This window comes from Aquibium oceanicum (genome assembly GCF_001889605.1).
GTDB lineage: Bacteria > Pseudomonadota > Alphaproteobacteria > Rhizobiales > Rhizobiaceae > Aquibium > Aquibium oceanicum.
Map to the genome: position 1 here is coordinate 3,914,682 of NZ_CP018171.1, position 16,530 is coordinate 3,931,211.

At 65.9% G+C, this 16,530-nt stretch carries 20 protein-coding genes; 8 read left to right on the forward strand and 12 right to left on the reverse strand.

What is annotated here, in order from left to right:
• Positions 1–145: 145 nt before the first annotated feature.
• A complete protein-coding gene (locus BSQ44_RS19130) occupies positions 146–1,423 on the reverse strand; it encodes a hemolysin family protein (RefSeq protein ID WP_072608159.1) in 1,278 nt (425 codons plus the stop codon).
• A 224-nt stretch (positions 1,424–1,647) separates the two neighbouring features.
• Here BSQ44_RS19130 and fumC point away from each other — a divergent pair, with 224 nt between their 5' ends.
• From fumC to BSQ44_RS19145, 3 genes are all read left to right on the forward strand, one after another.
• Entirely contained in the window at positions 1,648–3,051 is a 1,404-nt protein-coding gene (gene fumC / locus BSQ44_RS19135) for a class II fumarate hydratase (RefSeq protein WP_072606720.1), read from the forward strand.
• A gap of 154 nt (positions 3,052–3,205) precedes the next feature.
• Positions 3,206–3,607 carry a DoxX family protein gene (locus BSQ44_RS19140; RefSeq protein ID WP_072606721.1) on the forward strand — a complete coding sequence of 134 codons (402 nt, stop codon included), beginning with the start codon at positions 3,206–3,208 and terminating at the stop codon, positions 3,605–3,607.
• Between the two features lie 129 nt (positions 3,608–3,736).
• Positions 3,737–4,201: a DoxX family protein gene (locus BSQ44_RS19145; protein WP_335622600.1), complete on the forward strand. Its 465-nt coding sequence runs from the start codon at positions 3,737–3,739 to the stop codon at positions 4,199–4,201.
• Here BSQ44_RS19145 and hisG read toward each other — a convergent pair.
• The 3 genes from hisG to hisS form a co-directional block, all read right to left on the reverse strand.
• Positions 4,188–4,883, reverse strand: coding sequence for an ATP phosphoribosyltransferase (gene hisG / locus BSQ44_RS19150; RefSeq protein WP_072606722.1), 696 nt, complete (start codon positions 4,881–4,883; stop codon positions 4,188–4,190). The genes BSQ44_RS19145 and hisG overlap by 14 nt on opposite strands.
• Positions 4,884–4,923: 40 nt before the next feature.
• On the reverse strand, positions 4,924–6,039 hold the full coding sequence (locus tag BSQ44_RS19155; RefSeq protein WP_072606723.1) for an ATP phosphoribosyltransferase regulatory subunit: 1,116 nt from the start codon (positions 6,037–6,039) through the stop codon (positions 4,924–4,926).
• A gap of 280 nt (positions 6,040–6,319) precedes the next feature.
• Positions 6,320–7,939, reverse strand: coding sequence for a histidine--tRNA ligase (gene hisS / locus BSQ44_RS19160; protein WP_072606724.1), 1,620 nt, complete (start codon positions 7,937–7,939; stop codon positions 6,320–6,322).
• Positions 7,940–8,234: 295 nt separating this feature from the next.
• Here hisS and BSQ44_RS26980 point away from each other — a divergent pair, with 295 nt between their 5' ends.
• Genes BSQ44_RS26980 through BSQ44_RS27770 form a run of 3 tightly spaced genes read left to right on the forward strand, consistent with a single transcriptional unit; the run spans position 8,235 to position 9,024 of the window.
• Positions 8,235–8,459: a hypothetical protein gene (locus BSQ44_RS26980; protein ID WP_157894636.1), complete on the forward strand. Its 225-nt coding sequence runs from the start codon at positions 8,235–8,237 to the stop codon at positions 8,457–8,459.
• A complete protein-coding gene (locus tag BSQ44_RS19170; RefSeq protein WP_114580000.1) occupies positions 8,456–8,905 on the forward strand; it encodes a hypothetical protein in 450 nt (149 codons plus the stop codon). Before BSQ44_RS26980 ends, BSQ44_RS19170 begins: the two co-directional genes overlap by 4 nt.
• Complete coding sequence (locus BSQ44_RS27770; RefSeq protein WP_256381703.1) at positions 8,902–9,024, forward strand: hypothetical protein; 123 nt, start codon at positions 8,902–8,904, stop codon at positions 9,022–9,024. Before BSQ44_RS19170 ends, BSQ44_RS27770 begins: the two co-directional genes overlap by 4 nt.
• Here BSQ44_RS27770 and BSQ44_RS19175 read toward each other — a convergent pair.
• The gene (locus tag BSQ44_RS19175) at positions 9,019–9,663 is read right to left on the reverse strand and encodes a DNA-3-methyladenine glycosylase I (RefSeq protein WP_072606726.1); all 645 of its coding nucleotides are present in this window, start codon (positions 9,661–9,663) and stop codon (positions 9,019–9,021) included. The two genes, BSQ44_RS27770 and BSQ44_RS19175, sit on opposite strands and share 6 nt — an antisense overlap.
• 227 nt (positions 9,664–9,890) lie before the next feature.
• Between BSQ44_RS19175 and BSQ44_RS19180 the strand changes: the two genes are divergently transcribed.
• Positions 9,891–10,685 (forward strand): L,D-transpeptidase, encoded by a 795-nt coding sequence (locus BSQ44_RS19180; RefSeq protein WP_072606727.1) that lies wholly within the window; start codon positions 9,891–9,893, stop codon positions 10,683–10,685.
• A gap of 181 nt (positions 10,686–10,866) precedes the next feature.
• Positions 10,867–11,748 (forward strand): bile acid:sodium symporter family protein, encoded by an 882-nt coding sequence (locus BSQ44_RS19185; protein WP_072606728.1) that lies wholly within the window; start codon positions 10,867–10,869, stop codon positions 11,746–11,748.
• Positions 11,749–12,217: 469 nt separating this feature from the next.
• On the opposite strand, the gene glcF is transcribed toward BSQ44_RS19185, so the two are convergent.
• From glcF to BSQ44_RS19225, 7 genes are read right to left on the reverse strand one after another with little or no spacing between them, the layout of a single operon-like run.
• Positions 12,218–13,642, reverse strand: coding sequence for a glycolate oxidase subunit GlcF (glcF, locus tag BSQ44_RS19195; RefSeq protein ID WP_083534819.1), 1,425 nt, complete (start codon positions 13,640–13,642; stop codon positions 12,218–12,220).
• 7 nt (positions 13,643–13,649) lie between these two features.
• Positions 13,650–13,991: a hypothetical protein gene (locus BSQ44_RS19200; RefSeq protein ID WP_072606730.1), complete on the reverse strand. Its 342-nt coding sequence runs from the start codon at positions 13,989–13,991 to the stop codon at positions 13,650–13,652.
• A complete protein-coding gene (locus tag BSQ44_RS19205) occupies positions 13,988–14,215 on the reverse strand; it encodes a DUF433 domain-containing protein (RefSeq protein WP_072606731.1) in 228 nt (75 codons plus the stop codon). Before BSQ44_RS19205 ends, BSQ44_RS19200 begins: the two co-directional genes overlap by 4 nt.
• Positions 14,216–14,247: 32 nt before the next feature.
• Positions 14,248–14,622, reverse strand: coding sequence for a DUF4870 family protein (locus BSQ44_RS19210; protein ID WP_072606732.1), 375 nt, complete (start codon positions 14,620–14,622; stop codon positions 14,248–14,250).
• Positions 14,619–15,869, reverse strand: coding sequence for a glycolate oxidase subunit GlcE (glcE, locus tag BSQ44_RS19215; RefSeq protein WP_072606733.1), 1,251 nt, complete (start codon positions 15,867–15,869; stop codon positions 14,619–14,621). The genes BSQ44_RS19210 and glcE overlap by 4 nt, the downstream gene beginning before the upstream one ends.
• Positions 15,866–16,273: a type II toxin-antitoxin system VapC family toxin gene (locus BSQ44_RS19220; protein WP_072606734.1), complete on the reverse strand. Its 408-nt coding sequence runs from the start codon at positions 16,271–16,273 to the stop codon at positions 15,866–15,868. Before BSQ44_RS19220 ends, glcE begins: the two co-directional genes overlap by 4 nt.
• On the reverse strand, positions 16,270–16,521 hold the full coding sequence (locus BSQ44_RS19225) for an AbrB/MazE/SpoVT family DNA-binding domain-containing protein (RefSeq protein ID WP_072606735.1): 252 nt from the start codon (positions 16,519–16,521) through the stop codon (positions 16,270–16,272). Before BSQ44_RS19225 ends, BSQ44_RS19220 begins: the two co-directional genes overlap by 4 nt.
• Positions 16,522–16,530: the final 9 nt, after the last annotated feature.

Genomic DNA, 16,530 nt, shown 5'->3' on the forward strand with positions numbered 1-16,530 from the left:
CAGTCGGGCTTTCAACTTGTGTCCTTCCCTCCCGCATGGTCCTCCAACCGGCGGGCAATCTCCTCCATATTTTTCCATCCCTCGAAAAAACAGTAACCGCATGCCGCCGCGGAAACAAGCGCCCCTAAATCAGGACGGGAACGGCTTAACCCTTCCGCTCCGCCAGGACCTTGTCGATGCGGCGTCCGTCGAGATCGACCACCTCGAAGCGCCAGTTTCCGACCTCGACCGTCTCGCCCGTCTGCGGCAGGCGCTTGAAGGCGTCGAGCAGGAAACCGGCGACCGTGTCGTATCCGCGCCGTTCCGGCAGTTCGAGATAGAGCAGTTCCGCCATCTCGTCGGCGGGCATGGCGCCCGAGATCAGCCAGGAGCCGTCAGCGCGCTGGCGCGCCTCGGGTTCGGCGTCCTCCTCGTCGGAGCGGAACGCACCGGCGATCGCGTCGAGGATGTCGGCGGGGGTAATAAGCCCTTCGAAATGGCCGAACTCGTCGTGGACCAGCACCACCGGCACGTCGGCCTTCTGCAGCGTCTCCAACACCGAGAGCGCGGTCATCGTATCCGGTACCACGGGCGCGGCACGCACGTGCCCGGCGATCCCGGCTTCCGGATCCGCCAGAAGGCCTGCCACCGCGTCGCGGACACGGGCGATACCCAACACGGCATCGACCTCTCCTTCGTGGACCGGGATGCGCGTGTGGGTGGTCGCCAGCAGCGCCGCCTTCAAGTCTTCGGGAGAAAGCGACGCGTCGATCATCTCGATCTCCGTACGCGGCGTCATTAGGGCGCGGGCGGTCCGGTCGCCGAGGCGCATCACGCCGGAGATCATCGTCTGCTCGGCCCTTTCGATCACGCCGGCACCTTCAGCCTCGGCGATGAGCGTCCGGATCTCTTCATCGGTGACCGCATTGTCGCCCTCCGCCGCCATCCCGGTGACCGCCAGGATAGCCTTGGTCGTGGCATCGAGCAGCCACACGACCGGCGTCGCAACGCGCGAGAACAGCGTCATCGCCGGCGCGACCATGCAGGCAAAGCCCTCGGCGTTCTTTAGCGCGAGATGTTTCGGCACCAGTTCACCGATGACGACCGAAAAGAAGGTGATCGCTCCGATCACGACGATGTAGCTGACGACGTCGGCGACGTTGTCCGCCATGCCCCAGCCTTCCAGCATCACGGCGAACTTTCCCCCGAGCGCGGCACCCGAGAAGGCGCCGGCGAGGATGCCGATCAGCGTGATGCCGATCTGCACGGCCGACAGGAACCGGCCGGGTTCCTCCGCGAGCCTCAGGGCGGCCCGCGCGCCGGCCTTCCCCTGCTCGGCCATCAGCGTCAGCCGCGGCTTGCGCGAGGAGACGACCGAAAGCTCCGACAGCGCGAAGACGCCGTTCAGGAGGATGAGGCAGGCGGCGACGATCAGTTCGAACATGGCCATACACGCGGTAGAGCTTCGGCGGGTGCGGGTCAACAGGTGCGCGCCGCCGCTACTCTGCCGATTGGTTGACCAGCCGCGCGATGCTCGGTGAAGATCGTTCAACCTCAACCACTTCCGCACACCACCTGAATCGATTTGACAGCAGGCCCGCTTCATTCTCCGCTTGAAGCGCCGGAAGCGGCACGTTAGGCGGAAGCCTCTGAACCCAGGAGGCCGCCTTGTCCGACGCCCGCGTCACGACCCGCAACGAGACCGACACCTTCGGCGCCATCGATGTGCCCGGCGACCGCTACTGGGGCGCGCAAGCGCAGCGCTCGCTCGGTAATTTCCGTATCGGCTGGGAGAAGCAACCGCTGTCGATCGTGCGGGCGCTGGGCATCGTCAAGCGCGCCGCGGCGGAGGCCAACATGGAGCTTGGCCGGCTCGACCCGCATCTCGGCAAGGCGGTGGTCGCCGCGGCCCAGGAGGTGATCGACGGACGGCTGAACGACCATTTTCCTCTGGTCGTGTGGCAGACCGGATCGGGCACCCAGTCCAACATGAACGCCAACGAGGTCATCTCCAACCGCGCCATCGAGATGCTCGGCGGCGAGATGGGCTCGAAGAAGCCGGTCCATCCCAACGACCACGTCAACATGAGCCAGTCGTCGAACGACACCTATCCGACGGCCATGCATGTCGCCTGTGCCGAGCGCATCGTGCACGACCTGCTGCCCGCCTTGAAGCACCTGCACGGCGCCCTCGACGCCAAGGCGAAGGAATTCGATCACATCGTCAAGATCGGCCGCACGCACACTCAGGACGCGACCCCACTGACGCTCGGCCAGGAATTCTCAGGATACGCCGCCCAGGTCGCCTCCTCGATCAAGCGCATCGAGCAGACGCTGCCGGGTCTGTGCGAACTGGCCCAGGGCGGCACCGCGGTAGGAACCGGCCTCAACGCGCCCGTCGGCTTCGCCGAGAAGGTCGCCGAGCGCATCGCCGACATCACCGGGATCGCCTTCGTCACCGCTCCGAACAAGTTCGAGGCGCTGGCCGCGCACGATTCCATGGTCTTCGCCCACGGCGCCATCAATTCGGCGGCGGCCGCCCTGTTCAAGATCGCCAACGACATCCGCTTCCTCGGTTCGGGCCCTCGTTCGGGGCTGGGCGAACTGGCGCTGCCGGAAAACGAGCCGGGCTCGTCGATCATGCCGGGCAAGGTGAACCCAACGCAAAGCGAGGCACTGACGCAGGTCTGCGTGCAGGTCTTCGGCAACAACGCGGCGCTGACCTTCGCCGGCAGCCAGGGCCATTTCGAACTGAACGTCTACAACCCGCTGATGGCCTACAACTTCCTTCAGTCGGTCCAGCTGATGTCCGACGCCGCGCGCTCCTTCACCGACAATTGCGTGGTCGGTATCGAGGCGCGCGAAGAGAACATCAAGGCCGCGCTCGAGCGCTCGCTGATGCTGGTCACCGCGCTGGCGCCCAAGATCGGCTACGACGCCGCCGCCAAGATCGCCAAGACGGCGCACAAGAACAACACGACGCTGCGCGAGGAGGCGCTGGCAACCGGGCTGGTCACGGAGAAGGACTATGACCGGCTCGTACGTCCGGAGGACATGACTCGCCCGGGCTAATCGCCGCGAGGACACGTCGGCTCCGTACACGATGCTGGAGACGAGGCGAGCGCCACTGTTCACAAATACTGAACGTTGAGTAGGCGATTACGCCGCTTTCGGTTTCCGGTGGAGTGGTTATCTTTCGGACACCTGCAACCGGAGACGTTTCCCCATGTCCAACAGCGCCATCCTCCTCGTGGCACGCATCCTCCTGTCCTTCATGTTCATCATGTCGGGCCTCTCCAAGTTCGGCGGCATCGAAGGCACCGCCGGCTATATCGGCTCGGTCGGCCTGCCCGCCCCCGTTCTGCTCGCATGGGCCGCCGCCCTGTTCGAGACGATCGCCGGCATCGCCATCCTGGTCGGCTTCCAGACCAAGATCGCGGCCCTGCTGCTCGCCGCCTTCTGCGTCTTCGCCGGCTTCGTGTTCCACTTCCAGCCGTCCGACCAGATGCAGATGATATCCTTCATGAAGAACCTGACCATCGCCGGCGGCTTCCTGACGCTCTGGGTCGCCGGTCCCGGCTCGATCTCGGTCGACGCCCGTCGCGGCGGCACCCTCGCCACCGCCTGACGGTTTCGAAAATCACTGATCGGAGCGGCCCGGCCCTGCGCCGGGCCGTTTCGTGTCCGGCGCCGGCGCGTTCCTCTCCCCGATACGCGTGACTTCGCACCGCTCGTGGCGCATCATGGGCGGATCAGGATGGACTCCGCCATGCTACGCGACCTCGGCCTGCTTCTCGCGCGTCTTCTGCTCGGCAGCCTCTTCGTCATGGCAGCCATCTCGAAGCTGTCGAATGTGGATGGCACCGCCGGCTATTTCGCCTCGCTCGGCATGCCGCTGCCGATGCTGGTCGCCTGGGGCTCGGCGGGTTTCGAACTCGTCGCCGGGCTTGCAGTGCTTGTCGGCTTCCGGACGGCCATCGCCTCCATCCTGCTCGCGCTCTTCAGTGCGGTGGCGGGCTATCTCGGACACTACGGACAGGGCGGCGCCGATCCGATGCTGATGCTCATGCACGATCAGGCCTTCGCCAAGGACCTCGCCATGGCCGGTGGATTCGTGGCGTTGGCGATCGCCGGTCCGGGTGCCTGGTCGATCGACGGACGGCGGCCCGGCCGCGACCCCGTGCCGGAGCACCGCAGCGGGCACCCGCTCAGGCTCGGCTGAGTCTCCCCCGGACATCGTCGAGCGTGGCGCGGTCGGCCTCCGCCCTCTCCCGCCGCGACGCCACCAGGCAGGCCTGGGATTTCAGGATGACGCCATCCTCCAGCACTCTTAGATGATTGGCACGCAGCGTCGAGCCGGTCGTGGTGATGTCGACGATGACGTCGGCCGAACCGGCGGCCGGCGCGCCTTCGGTGGCCCCGAGGCTTTCCACGATCCGGTAGACCTGGATGCCGTGCATCTGCGAAAAGAATTGTTGGGTCAGCCGCCAGTACTTCGTGGCGATCCTCAGCCGTCGCCCGTGGCGCTGGCGGAACTCCGCCGCGACGTCGTCGAGGTCCGCCATGGTCGTCACGTCGAGCCAGATGTCGGGCACAGCCACGACGACATCCGCCTGCCCGAAACCGAGCCGCGCCTCGATCGAGACCCGCGCCTCCCACTCGGCAAGGCTCTCGCGCACCAGATCTTCGCCCGTCACGCCGAGATCGACGTTGCCCTGCCCGAGTTCGCTGGCGATCTCGGAGGCCGACAGGAACGCCACCTCGATGTCGTCGCGCCCGTCGATGTGCGCTCGGTAGCGCCGCTGGTCCGACGGCTCCACCACCGCCAGCCCGGCACACGCAAAAACCTCCAGCGCCTGCTCGCGCAGCCGGCCCTTGGAGGGGAGTGCGATGGTGATGCTCATTGGCGCGGCTCCCGCGCGGGGGCGACTAAAAGGAAGCGCATCACCCCTCCCCCCGCAGTGCCTCGATGCGGTCGAGCCAGACCGAGAATCCGACGCCGGGGATCGGTGTCTTTGCGCCGAGCAGCGTCAGGAGCCGGTCGTAGCGGCCGCCACCGACGAGCGGACGGGGCGTGCCGTAGGCGAAGATCTCGAAAACGAGCCCGGTGTAGTAGTCGAGCGGGCGGCCGAAGGCGGCGTCGTAGGTGATGTCGGCAGATGCCAGGCCGTGGCTGCGCACGGCTTCAGCCCGCGCCGAAAACCGATCCAGCGCAGCGCCGAGCGAAATGCCGGCGCCGGCGGCGAAGCCTTCCAGCGCATCGGCGGCCGTATCGAGCGGCGCGCGGATGGCGAGGAAGCTTCGCAGCGCCTCGAACGCCTCCGACGACAGCCGCACGCTCCTGAGTTCCGCCTTTTCGATCAGCCGCCGCGCGATCTCGTCGGGAGTGCGGCCCAGCGCGGGTGACAGCCCGGCCTCCTCCATGCCTTCGGCGATGTGCGCGGCGAGCGCCGCCGGCTCGCCGTCGGCCACGAGTTCGGCCACGCGCGCGGGCAGCGGGGCATTCTTCGGCGGGTCCGCGAGGTCGGAAAGCGCGGAGGCGAGCATGTCGGCCGAGCCGAAGGCGCGCGCCAGCCGCATGCGCCAGCCGCGCGGCAACCCGAGGGCCGCCAGTACGGCCTCGAAGACGGACTGGTCGCCGAGCGTCACGGCAAGGGCGCGCCCCGGCAGCGCCAGCGACAGGAGTGCGTGCGCGTCGGCCACCGAGCGCGCGTCGGCCATCGCCGCGTCCGTCTCGCCCAGATCCTCGATGCCGGCCTGGAAGAATTCGTTGCCGCCCTCGCGCCGCTGGCGGAACACCTCGCCGAGATAGGCATATCGGCGCGGCGTACCGGCCTGGCTGGCGATGTGGTCGAGGCAGACGGGAATGGTGAATTCCGGCCGCAGGCAGAGCGCCGCGCCAGTCTCGCTCTCGGTGAGGAAGATCCGCCGCCGCAGGTCTTCGCCCGCCATGTCGAGGAACGGGTCCGCCGGCTGGATCACCGGCACGTCCACCAGATCCGCTTCGCGCGCAGCAAAGAGCGCGGTGATGTCGGGGGCAATGGCGGGGAAGCGGGTCATGGCAGGCGAAGGGCGCCCGGCTGGGCCGATGGTTCCCCCCCTCCGTCTCGGGCTCCGCCGAACGGCGCAGGGGTTTCCCCGCCTCCGTCTCGGGCTGCGCCCGAGGCCGGGCGAGCCAAGGGTCTCGCCCGTCCTTCGGACCCCCCCCACTCCGTGAGGGGGAGGATAGGCGCCAAGCAAGCGGCCGGCCATCCGCCACCCCGCGGAGCGGGGGGGAGGTGGATCGGGCGAAGCCCGAGACGGAGGGGGGGTACTCCCGCCGCGCCGATCGTCGCGGGTATCACCGTCCCCGCTCCGCCTTCTGCGCCGCGATGATCCCCTGCACGGTCGCCACCAGGTCCGCCTCCGGCACCTCGACCTGCGCGGGTCGGCCTTCGCGCCATTTGGCATTGTCGGTGATCTGTTCGGCCAGCCGCGCGCCCTCCACGAGGTCCTTGACCTGCACGACGCCCTTGGCGAGTTCGTCGCCGCCCTGGATGACGACGCACGGCGCACCGCGCCGGTCGGCATACTTCATCTGCGGTTTCATGCCCGAGCCGCCGAGATACATTTCCGCCCTGATGCCGGCGGCGCGAAGGTCGCCGACCATCTTCTGGTAGCGACCGAGGCTTGTCGTATCGCGGTCCATCACCAGCACGACTACCGGGCCGGGAATCTCCGCCGTCTGAAGCTTGCCGAGGTTCTTCAGCGCGGTGGTCAGTCGCGACACGCCGATGGAAAAGCCGGTGGCCGGCACCGGCTCGCCGCGGAACCGCGACACCAGCCCGTCATACCGCCCGCCGCCGCCGACCGATCCGAAGCGCACGATCTGGCCGTCCTCGTTGGGAATCTCAGCGAGGAGTTCGGCTTCGTAGACGGGGCCGGTGTAGTATTCGAGGCCGCGAACGACCGAGGGATCCACTACTATGCGATCTACGCCATAAGCTGATTTTCGGCAGAGAAACTCGATGCGGCTCAACTCTTCGACACCACTAGCGAATGTCGAATTCATCAACAACGGCGAATTGTAAAGGGTCTTCATGCTCTCAGAGGGCTGAAAACTTGCTCGTATTCTCGCCAGTTTCTCAGCTAGGTCGGGAGCGTCGTCTTTGGGAGGGAATGCGTGAATCGTTGCAAGTTGCCGCCGTGCGTCGTCGTCAAGGAACTTGCCGCCAAAGGTCGCAAGTATCTGCGCGATGGCCGGCTCGCTGAGCTCAGCGCCCTTCGTAAAATCCCCCTCGCCTTCCTTGCCGCCATCCCAGCGTCCTGGCCCAAGCAGCAGCTTCACCCCCTCCGGGCCAAACTTGTCCAGCTTGTCGATGGCCCTCAGCACCGTCAGCCGCCGCCCGGCATTCTCCTCGCCGCCGAGCCCGATCGCCTCCAGCACCCCGTCCAGAACCTTCCGGTTGTTCACCCGGATCACATAGTCCCCGCGCGCGATGCCGAGCGCCTCCATCACGTCGGCCATCATCATGGCCATCTCGGCATCCGCTGCCACGCCCGGCGTGCCGACCGTGTCCGCGTCGAACTGCATGAACTGCCTGAACCGCCCCGGCCCCGGCTTCTCGTTGCGAAAGACCCAGCCCTGGCGGTAGCTGCGGAAGGGTTTCGGCAGCTTCTCGAAATTTTCCGCCACGTAGCGGGCAAGCGGAGCGGTCAAATCATAGCGCATCGACAGCCACTGCTCGTCGTCGTCCTGGAAGGAGAACACCCCCTCGTTCGGCCGGTCCTGGTCGGGAAGAAATTTTCCCAGCGCATCGGTGTATTCGATCATCGGCTGCTCGACGGGTTCGAAGCCGTAAAGCTCGTAGACGGCGCGGATTTTCGCGCACATCTCGTCCACGGCACGGATGTCGGCCGCCTGACGGTCGACGAAGCCGCGCGGCAGCCGCGCTTTCGTCCTGTCGTTCTTTCCGGTCATTTCTCGCTGTTTTCCGCCGGTTCGCGGGCCGCTCGGGCCATCGCAGGAAGTCCTGCGCGCGTGTAACCGATGCGTCGCGGAGCGGCAAGGGTCGGTCCGGCCGCGGATGCCTCTGGACGCTCGCGGCTGCACGGCGATCACCGCGCCGCCCGCGATGGAGCAGCGCTCATTTTCGCTTTCCTTCATTTTCTTTCGTTTCTTCTGTGAAACTTTTCGCTGCCGCTCCGACACGAAGCCGATACCCGAAGCATCGATATGCCCCGTCGGGGCGTCTTCTTCATCGGAGGCGAAAGACATGGAACGGCTCGATCAGAACCCGTTCGAAACGGAAACCAGGGCGGCGGTGGCTTTCGGCCTCAGTCCGCTCGGCACACGCGTGGCGACCGCCACGCAGGCCGGCGCGCCGAGCGAACTACGCCGCGCCGCATTCACACTGGCGCTCGCGCTCTACCCGCTGGTCGGCTCGGTCACCATCGTGCTCGCGGCCATCTTGCTGGCGGGCGGAGCCAACGCGGGATGAACGCGACCGGTCTCGACCGTCCGGCGTCAAGTCTTAAGGCGATGCGATACGCGGGTGCCGGCATCCTCGTGCTCCTGGCCGCCCTGGCGGGTTGCACCCGGACGGCGACCCCACCGGGCGGCTGCGCGCCGGGCAACCCGGTGTATGTCGGTCACTATTATCTGGAAGGCGTGCGCGAGGTCGGATCGGAGATCCTGCTCAGGCCCGACGGCACCTTTGCGTTCATGCTCGCGTACGGCGCCAACGACCAGTCGGGCCTAGGCTGCTGGACCGTCGGCGGCGCGACCCTGTCGCTGGTGCCGGAAGGGCGCAGCGCGGCCTCGCGCATGCACACGCCCGACAATCGCGGCTTCAAGGGTCTCGTGCTGGAGGTCCAGGGGCGCGATCTCGTCTGGGACATCGCCGGTTCCGGACATAGGGGCCGCTACCGGAAGAGCGCGTCATGAAGACCGCGATCCTCGTCGCGCTGGTAACGATCGCGATTTCCGCCGGCCTGCTCGGCTGCGGCGGTCGCGGCGCGGCATGCACGCCCTTCAACAAGGGCTACCCGCTGTGCGGCTTATGACCGGCCCGGCCGCTTGAACTGCTGTCGCTCGAGTTCGACGAGCGGCCGGCAGACGCAGCCCTCGATATGATCGTTGACCAGACCCATCGCCTGCATGAAGGCATAGACGGTCGTCGGCCCAACGAAGGTCCAGCCGCGCTTCTTCAGTTCCTTCGAAATGCGCGTCGACGCCTCTGTCTTCGGCATGGCTCTCAGCGTTTCGAGATCGAGCACCTTCGGCCGCTCGTGCGCAGGCGGCTCGAACTTCCAGAACCATGCGGCCAGCGAACCTTCCTCGTCCGCCAGATCGCGGGCGCGCCTGGCGTTGTTGATTACCGAGACGATCTTGCCGCGATGGCGCACGATGCCGGTGTTGGTCAGCAGCCGCTCGACATCGCGATCCGCGAACAGCGCCAAGCGCTCGAAATGGAAGTTCTCGAAGGCCTCGCGAAAATTCTCGCGCTTTCGCAGGATGGTGAGCCATGAGAGGCCGGACTGGAACCCTTCAAGGCAAATCTTCTCGAACAGCCGCCGGTCGTCGGCGACCGGATGTCCCCATTCGTGGTCGTGGTAGTGCAGATAGAGTTCGTCGTCGCGCGGCCAGGCACAGCGGACGGCGCCGTCCGCCCCTTCCATCAGGCCGTTTCCTTGTTCGCCCATGTCCCGACCCATCTTCGTTAACGACGCGCGACCGCGCTTAAGCGGCGCTTTACCAGATTCCTGAACCACGCGGTAACCACACCGAAACCTTTCCTGACATTCGCGCCTTTTAGCGTTTCCGATTCACCATTCCGACTCCCCCTCTCCCCGACACTCGCAGTGGTTTCGGACGTGGCCCCAACTGGCCGCGCGTCCGGATGTCGAACGATCCGTGGAGAGTACGTCCGATGAAGAGATCCATACTGCTTGCCTGCGCGGCGCTTGCCGCCGCGCTATCAACTCCGCCCGCCGCGGCACAGGAACGCTACGGACAGCGTCCGCCGCTCGTGGTCAGTCCCGACCTGTCGGCCCCCTGGGTCCTGCAACTGGGAAACAAGCCGCAGCGCCGTGCCGTGCGAACGCAGGAGCGCGGACAGGCCTATTATCCCGCGCGTGAACGGGTGACGATCGACCGGAACGCCCTGCGCGTCATGGCACATCCCCGCGTCCGCCAGCCGGCTTTCGATCGCGGCTTGCAGACCGCTGCCGTCGCCCGGCCGGCCGCCAAGCCGGTCGAGCCGCAGATCAACCCGCTCTTCCTGCCGCAAACGGTTTCCTATAACGGTCCCGAAAAGCCGGGCACGATCGTCATCGATACGAACCAGAACTTCCTCTTCCTCGTCGAGCCCGGCGGCAAGGCGCGGCGCTATGGCGTCGGCACCGGCAAGCCGGGCTTCGAATGGGCCGGCACCCACAAGATCACCCAGAAGCGCGAATGGCCGGACTGGCGGCCCCCGGCAGAGATGATCGCGCGTGAGCGCGCAAAGGGGCGCGAACTCCCGGTCCACATGGCTGGCGGTCCCGCCAACCCGCTCGGTGCCCGGGCGCTCTATCTCGGCTCAACGCTCTATCGCATCCACGGGACGAACCAGCCCTGGACGATCGGCCAGGCCGTCTCGTCGGGCTGCATCCGCATGCGCAACGAGGATGTGATCGAACTCTACGAACGCGTCGGCGTCGGCACCAAGGTGATCGTCATCTGATCCACCTGCCGCCGGGCCGACCGGCACAACACTGCGCGGGGGCGGCCGGACGAGGGGATTTGTCCGGCCGGGACGCGGGCACCAGGGACGGCGCGCCGGAGCGCGCCGTCCTTCGGTTTAGGGCCACTGGTGAGCCCGACGTGGCAGCCGCCACGAGAAATGCTCCGAGGAGGTCCCTGCCATGAGCATCACCATCACCGTTTTTCTGCCGCTCGTCCTGGTCGTAATCATGTTCTCGCTGGGGCTCGGCCTCGCCCTCGACGATTTCGCCCGCCTCGGCCGCTACCCCAAAGCCTTCGCGGTCGGCCTTACCGTGCAGTTCGTCCTCCTGCCTTCGATCGCCTACGTCGTAGTCCTCGCATTCGGTCTGGCGCCCGACCTGGCGCTCGGGCTCATGATCCTGTCCCTGTGTCCTGGCGGTCCCACCGCCAACCTCATGACCAGGTACTCCCGTGGCGACGTGGCGCTTTCCATATCGCTGAACGGCATTTCCAGCCTCGCCGCCGTCGCGACCCTGCCGCTGTTCGCGACCTACTTCGTCAATCGCTTCCTCGGTGCGGAAGCCCCCGAAATCGACGTCACGTCGCTTGGCCTCTCGATGTTCGCTCTGACGGCGATACCCGTCGTGACTGGCATGCTGGTCCGGCGCTACGCGCCCGCGCTCGCCGGGATAATCGATCTTCCTATCCGCAAGCTCTGCGTGCTTCTTCTGGTTGCGATCGTATCAGGCGCGCTCCTGGTCAACTGGAGCATTTTCGTGTCGACCATGCCGATCCTGGGACCCAGCATCGTCGCGCTCGTGGTAGGCCTGCTGGCGGGGGCGCTCGCATTGGCAGCGCTGGCCGGGCTGGAGCCGGCGCAGATGACGGCGATCTCCATCGACGCCGGCATCCAGAATGCCGCCATCGGCATCACGGTCGGCGCCTTGATTGCCGGACCGGACGCCGTCGTGCCGGTCTACAGCGTTCCAGCCGGCGTCTACGGCGTGATGATGTACTTCATCGTCCTTCCCTTCATGTTCTGGCGCCGCAGCCTCGTACGTCCCGCCGCCGTGCCGGTTTGAGACGGTCGGGAAGCCGTTTCGTTTCGTGCCGGAACCGATGTAGGAAGATTGCTGGAAGAGCGAGGGGAAACGCTGCGCGAGGGAGGGAACGCCACCATGGACATCATCCTGTCCCTATTCCTGCCGCTGGCGCTGGCGCGCTAGCCTCGAATTGGTCGCTCCTCGTAGCCAACCTGTCGTCGCTCGGCCCGGCTCTCATCGTCCTCAATCTCGTCCTGCTCGCGGTCGGCATGCCAATGGCAAAGGTCGGCGCTCGACCATAGCCGGTCCCCGGCGATTGCCATCGAGACGGGCGTCCAGAATGCCACGCTGGGAATCACCGTCGGTTCGCCCAGCGCCGAACAGTCCAGCGGCCTGCCCCCATTCTCGCTGCCCCCGGCCTCCACGGCATCACCATGTATCTCGTCTGGATCCGGTTCATGCTGCGGCGAAGAAGAATGGCCGGACAGCCAAGGATCGGGCGTGGCGTCTATTGCGCTTGGCTGGATCGCTCCCGCCGGTTCTTCCTGCGTTTCGCCAGCTGCGAATCGATCATTGCGGGGAGAAGACCTCCGCTGAACCAGTAGCTAAACGTACCAGTGTAATCGCTGTTGTTGTCGTCGAGTGCCTCCGGCTTCGGTCCGCCGTACGCCCAGTCGAGCAGTTCGACCGTATGCACCACCGGCATCTTCGCCGCCGACGCGATCTGGGTGATGCAGCCGATGTTGCCGGTTGCCACCAGATTCGCGCCGGTCGCCTCGAGGTTCTTCACCTTGCGGTCCCGCAGCCGAGCGGCGATCTCCGGCTGCAGGATGTTGTAGGTGCCGGCCGAGCCGCAGCACAGGTGTCCCTCGCGCGGATCCTTCACCACGAACCCGGCTTTCGCCAGAAGCTGCTTCGGCTGTCGGGTTATCTTCTGTCCGTGCTGCATCGAGCACGCGGAATGGTAGACGACCGTCAGCCCAGGCGCTTCGTCCGGAGCGGGAAGGTCGAGCGTGGCAAGGTACTCGGTCACGTCCTTCGCCAGCGCCGACACCCGCGCGGCCTTCTGCGCATAGGCGGGATCGAGCCGCAGCATGAAACCGTAATCCTTGATCGTCGTGCCACAACCCGACGCGGTGATGACGATCGCGTCCAGCCTCTCCCGTTCGATCTCCGCCGTCCAGACGTCGACGTTGCGCCGCGCGGCGGCGAGCGAATCCTCCTCGCGACCCATGTGGTGCACCAGCGCACCGCAGCAGCCCTCGCCTTTCGGCAGCACAACCTCGATGCCGAGACGCGTCAGGAGGCGGATGGTGGCCTCGTTGATACCGGGCTTCAGCACCGGCTGCGCGCAGCCCGAGAGCAGCGCAACGCGACCACGCCGGGCGCCAGCCGCTGCGCGCGTTCCCGGTTCGGCGGAGGACGATTTCGGCGGTACGCTGTCGGGCGCCAGCGCCAGCATCGCGGCGAAGGGCTTCAATCCCACCGCGTTTAGCAGCGGCGCGAACGGCCGCCCGAGCCTTGCGAGCGACAGGGCAGCGCGAAACCGCGCCGGATGCGGAAGCACGGCCGCAAGCACGCTGCGCGTCAGCCGGTCGATCGGCGGCCGCCGATAGGTCTTTTCGATATGCGCGCGGGCATGGTCGACCAGGTGCATGTAGTTGACGCCCGATGGGCAGGTCGTCATGCAGGCGAGGCAGGAGAGACAACGGTCGATATGGGTGACCACCTCCTCGTCCGCCGGCTGGCCGTTTTCCAGCATGTCCTTGATCAGGTAGATGCGCCCGCGCGGGCTGTCGAGCTCGTTGCCGAGCGTCACGTAGGTCGGGCAAGTCGCCGTGCAGAACCCGCAATGCACGCATTTGCGAAGGATCTTTTCGGATTCCGCAACATGCGGATCGGCGAGCTGGTCGGGGGTGAAGGAGGTCTGCATGATTTGATCAGTCGCTCGATATCTTTCCGTCCGGAGTCACCGTCAGAACGTTGCCAGGTCGAACCGAAGCCACTGCTTCAACGATCGAATCGAGAAATGGCATGAGGTCCCCGAAGCGCTGGCGCGGCAGCACGACCAGGCCGATGCCACTTGCAGCGATCCGTTGCTGGTATCGGAGATTCTTGTCGCACGTAACCAGGCACGCTATCTCGCGTTCCCGCAGCCGCTGCAACAACTCGCCATTCTTCAAACCCTTCCAGTCATTCGGAAACCCTGCGACCATGCAGCCCCGCTCTGCCAATTTCCTGGAGAGTCGGAAAGGAACGGACTCGTCGAGCAGCGCGGTCACGCAGCCCGCTTGTCAACGAGGCGTTCCAGGTCTTCTCCGGCCAATCGAATCGCCGTTTCGGCCTGCTCCCGCTCGACAGTGGGAAAATCCAGCAGGAATTCGTCGAGCGAGTCGCCAGCCCCGAGATAAGCGAAGAGCGCGGAGACCGGTACGCGGGTTCCCCTGAAGACAACTGCTCCTGACATGATCGCCGCGTCTTGGCTCAGGACATCATCAACACCCATCGCTCGACCTCCTTGACTGATCCTCAAACAGTTCAGATCACCCAGCTTCCCGGGTTCCTGATCGGCTCGTTGCTGCTCGCAGCCTGCAGCCCGATCACGCATCTTATCACGAACCAGACGGCCACCGCGATCATCAGCACGAAGCCGATCAGAACGAAGGCGAGCACCATGCTGACGAAGGCGTAGAGCAAGCCGATCCAGAACGTGCGGATCGCCCAGGTATAGTGCGTGTCGACCCAACCACCCGCCTTGCCGCGATTGATGTAGGCCAGAACGATGCCGATAAGCGGAGTGAAACCGATGGCGAAGCCGACCAGAAAAAGGATGTACACGATCTGGACGTTGGTACGCCCGGGTTCCAGCCAGCGATCCGTCTGACGACCGCCCGGCGGGTTGTTTTCGCTCACGACACCGCCTCCTTTGCAATCGACCCAGCCTGCGTCGACGCCTCCGGCAACCCCATCCGCCCCGGATTGAGGATGCCTTTCGGGTCGAACTGTTCCTTCAGTCTAGCCGATAGCGCCGCGAGTGCGGGCGGCTGCGGCTGGAACACGGGCACGGCAGCGCGTTCGGCGAGGCCGGCCCGCACCAGCGTGGCGTGCCCGCCGCCAAATTGCTTCACCAGCCGCCGGACGGCCGACGCCTCGCTGTCTCCTTCCAGCCGGAGCCAGACCAGTCCGCCCTGCCAGTCATAGAACGCATCGGCTGCAGCTTCCATGCGCAAAGCCATGACCATCCGATGGGCCTCGCCCGGCGCCATCGAGACTCGCCAGATGGGCCTGTGCGTTCCGTCGGCAAATGGCATGCAGTCGCGCACCTCGCGCCACAGAGTCCTTGAACGGTCATCTTCCAGTTCGTCGATCGCGATCGACCGGTACATGTCCTTTAGCATCGTCGCACGATAGACGACCGACGGCCCGAAGCCCTCGACCCGCAGCAGGGTCGAACCGGCACCCGAAAGCGCGCCGTCCAGCACCCTGCCCGTCACCGTTTCCGGCAGGTGCGCTGCTGCCGACACCTCTGCGCTCGAGCCCATCGCGGCGGCCATGGCAGCCGCCGCCTCTTCCTCGGTGAGGCCGCGCAAGGCCAGCGTGGTCTCGGTCTCGGATTTCGGCAGTACCTTGAAGGTCACGTCGGTCACGGCGGCCAGCGTGCCCCAGGACCCTGCCATGGCTTTCGAGAGATCGTAGCCGGTCACGTTCTTCACCACCCGACCGCCCGACTTGATGGCTTCGCCCCAACCCGATACGGCACGGATGCCCAGGATGTGGTCTCGGGCAGCGCCGATCTTCAACCGTCGCGGCCCCGCGAGGTTCGCCGCCAGCACGCCGCCGATGGTCCCGTTTCCCGCCTCGCCGCCGAGCAGCGGACCGTAGTCCATCGGTTCGAAGGCGAGTTCCTGGCCGCTCGCGTCAAGCAGCGCCTCGATTTCGGCAAGCGGCGTACCGGCGCGAGCCGACAGCACCAGCTCCTCCGGTTCGTAGAGCGTCACGCCGCACAGTCCGGACAGATCGAGCACATGCTCCGTTTGCACCGGCCGGCCGATACCGCGCTTGGTGCCTTGCCCAACAATCTCAAGAGGCTCGCCCTCGCCAGCGGCCCATTGGACGGCGGTGAGCACTTCGTCGGCGGTGGTGGGGGTGAAGGTCGTCATGCAAAGTCCAACGCGTTGCGGGCCTGAATTCCGATCGCGATGACACGATCCACGGCTCTGCCATCAAAGGACACGAAAGTCTCGCCACCCATCGAAATGCCGACTGCGGCAATGACCCCGTCTGCGAAGTCGCCGCCGGCTTCCAGCACATTTAGACCCGCATCCACGGCACGGAAATCGGTGGTGACGTTCGCTCGCTGGACGATCGCCCGGATGGACAATGCCACACTTTCGCGCGGCAGCCGGTATGTCCTGTCGAGAACCCAGGCGAACTCGCACAAGCAGTGCAGTGGAATGATGACGGCGTCCGCTATGGCGAGGATGCGCAACGCGATCTGCGCCTGCGAAACGTCGTCGGCGACGACGACCCGCACCAGAATGTTCGTGTCCGCTATGATCTTCACTTCTCGCCAGCCCAACCCTTGCGGATGGCCTCGTTCATCTCTTCGATCGTCGCGACCTTCTCCGTCTTCCCCGCTAGCAGGCCGAAGATATCCTCCCATACACCGCTTCGCGGAACGGCGCTGATGGCGAGTTTTCCGCCAGGCAAGGGATCGACCTCAACCTTCTCGCCCGGCCTCACACCGAGATGCTGAAGCAGTTCCTTCTTGAGGGTCACCTGGCCCTTTGCGGTCACCGTCAGCGTCGTCACAATTCACCT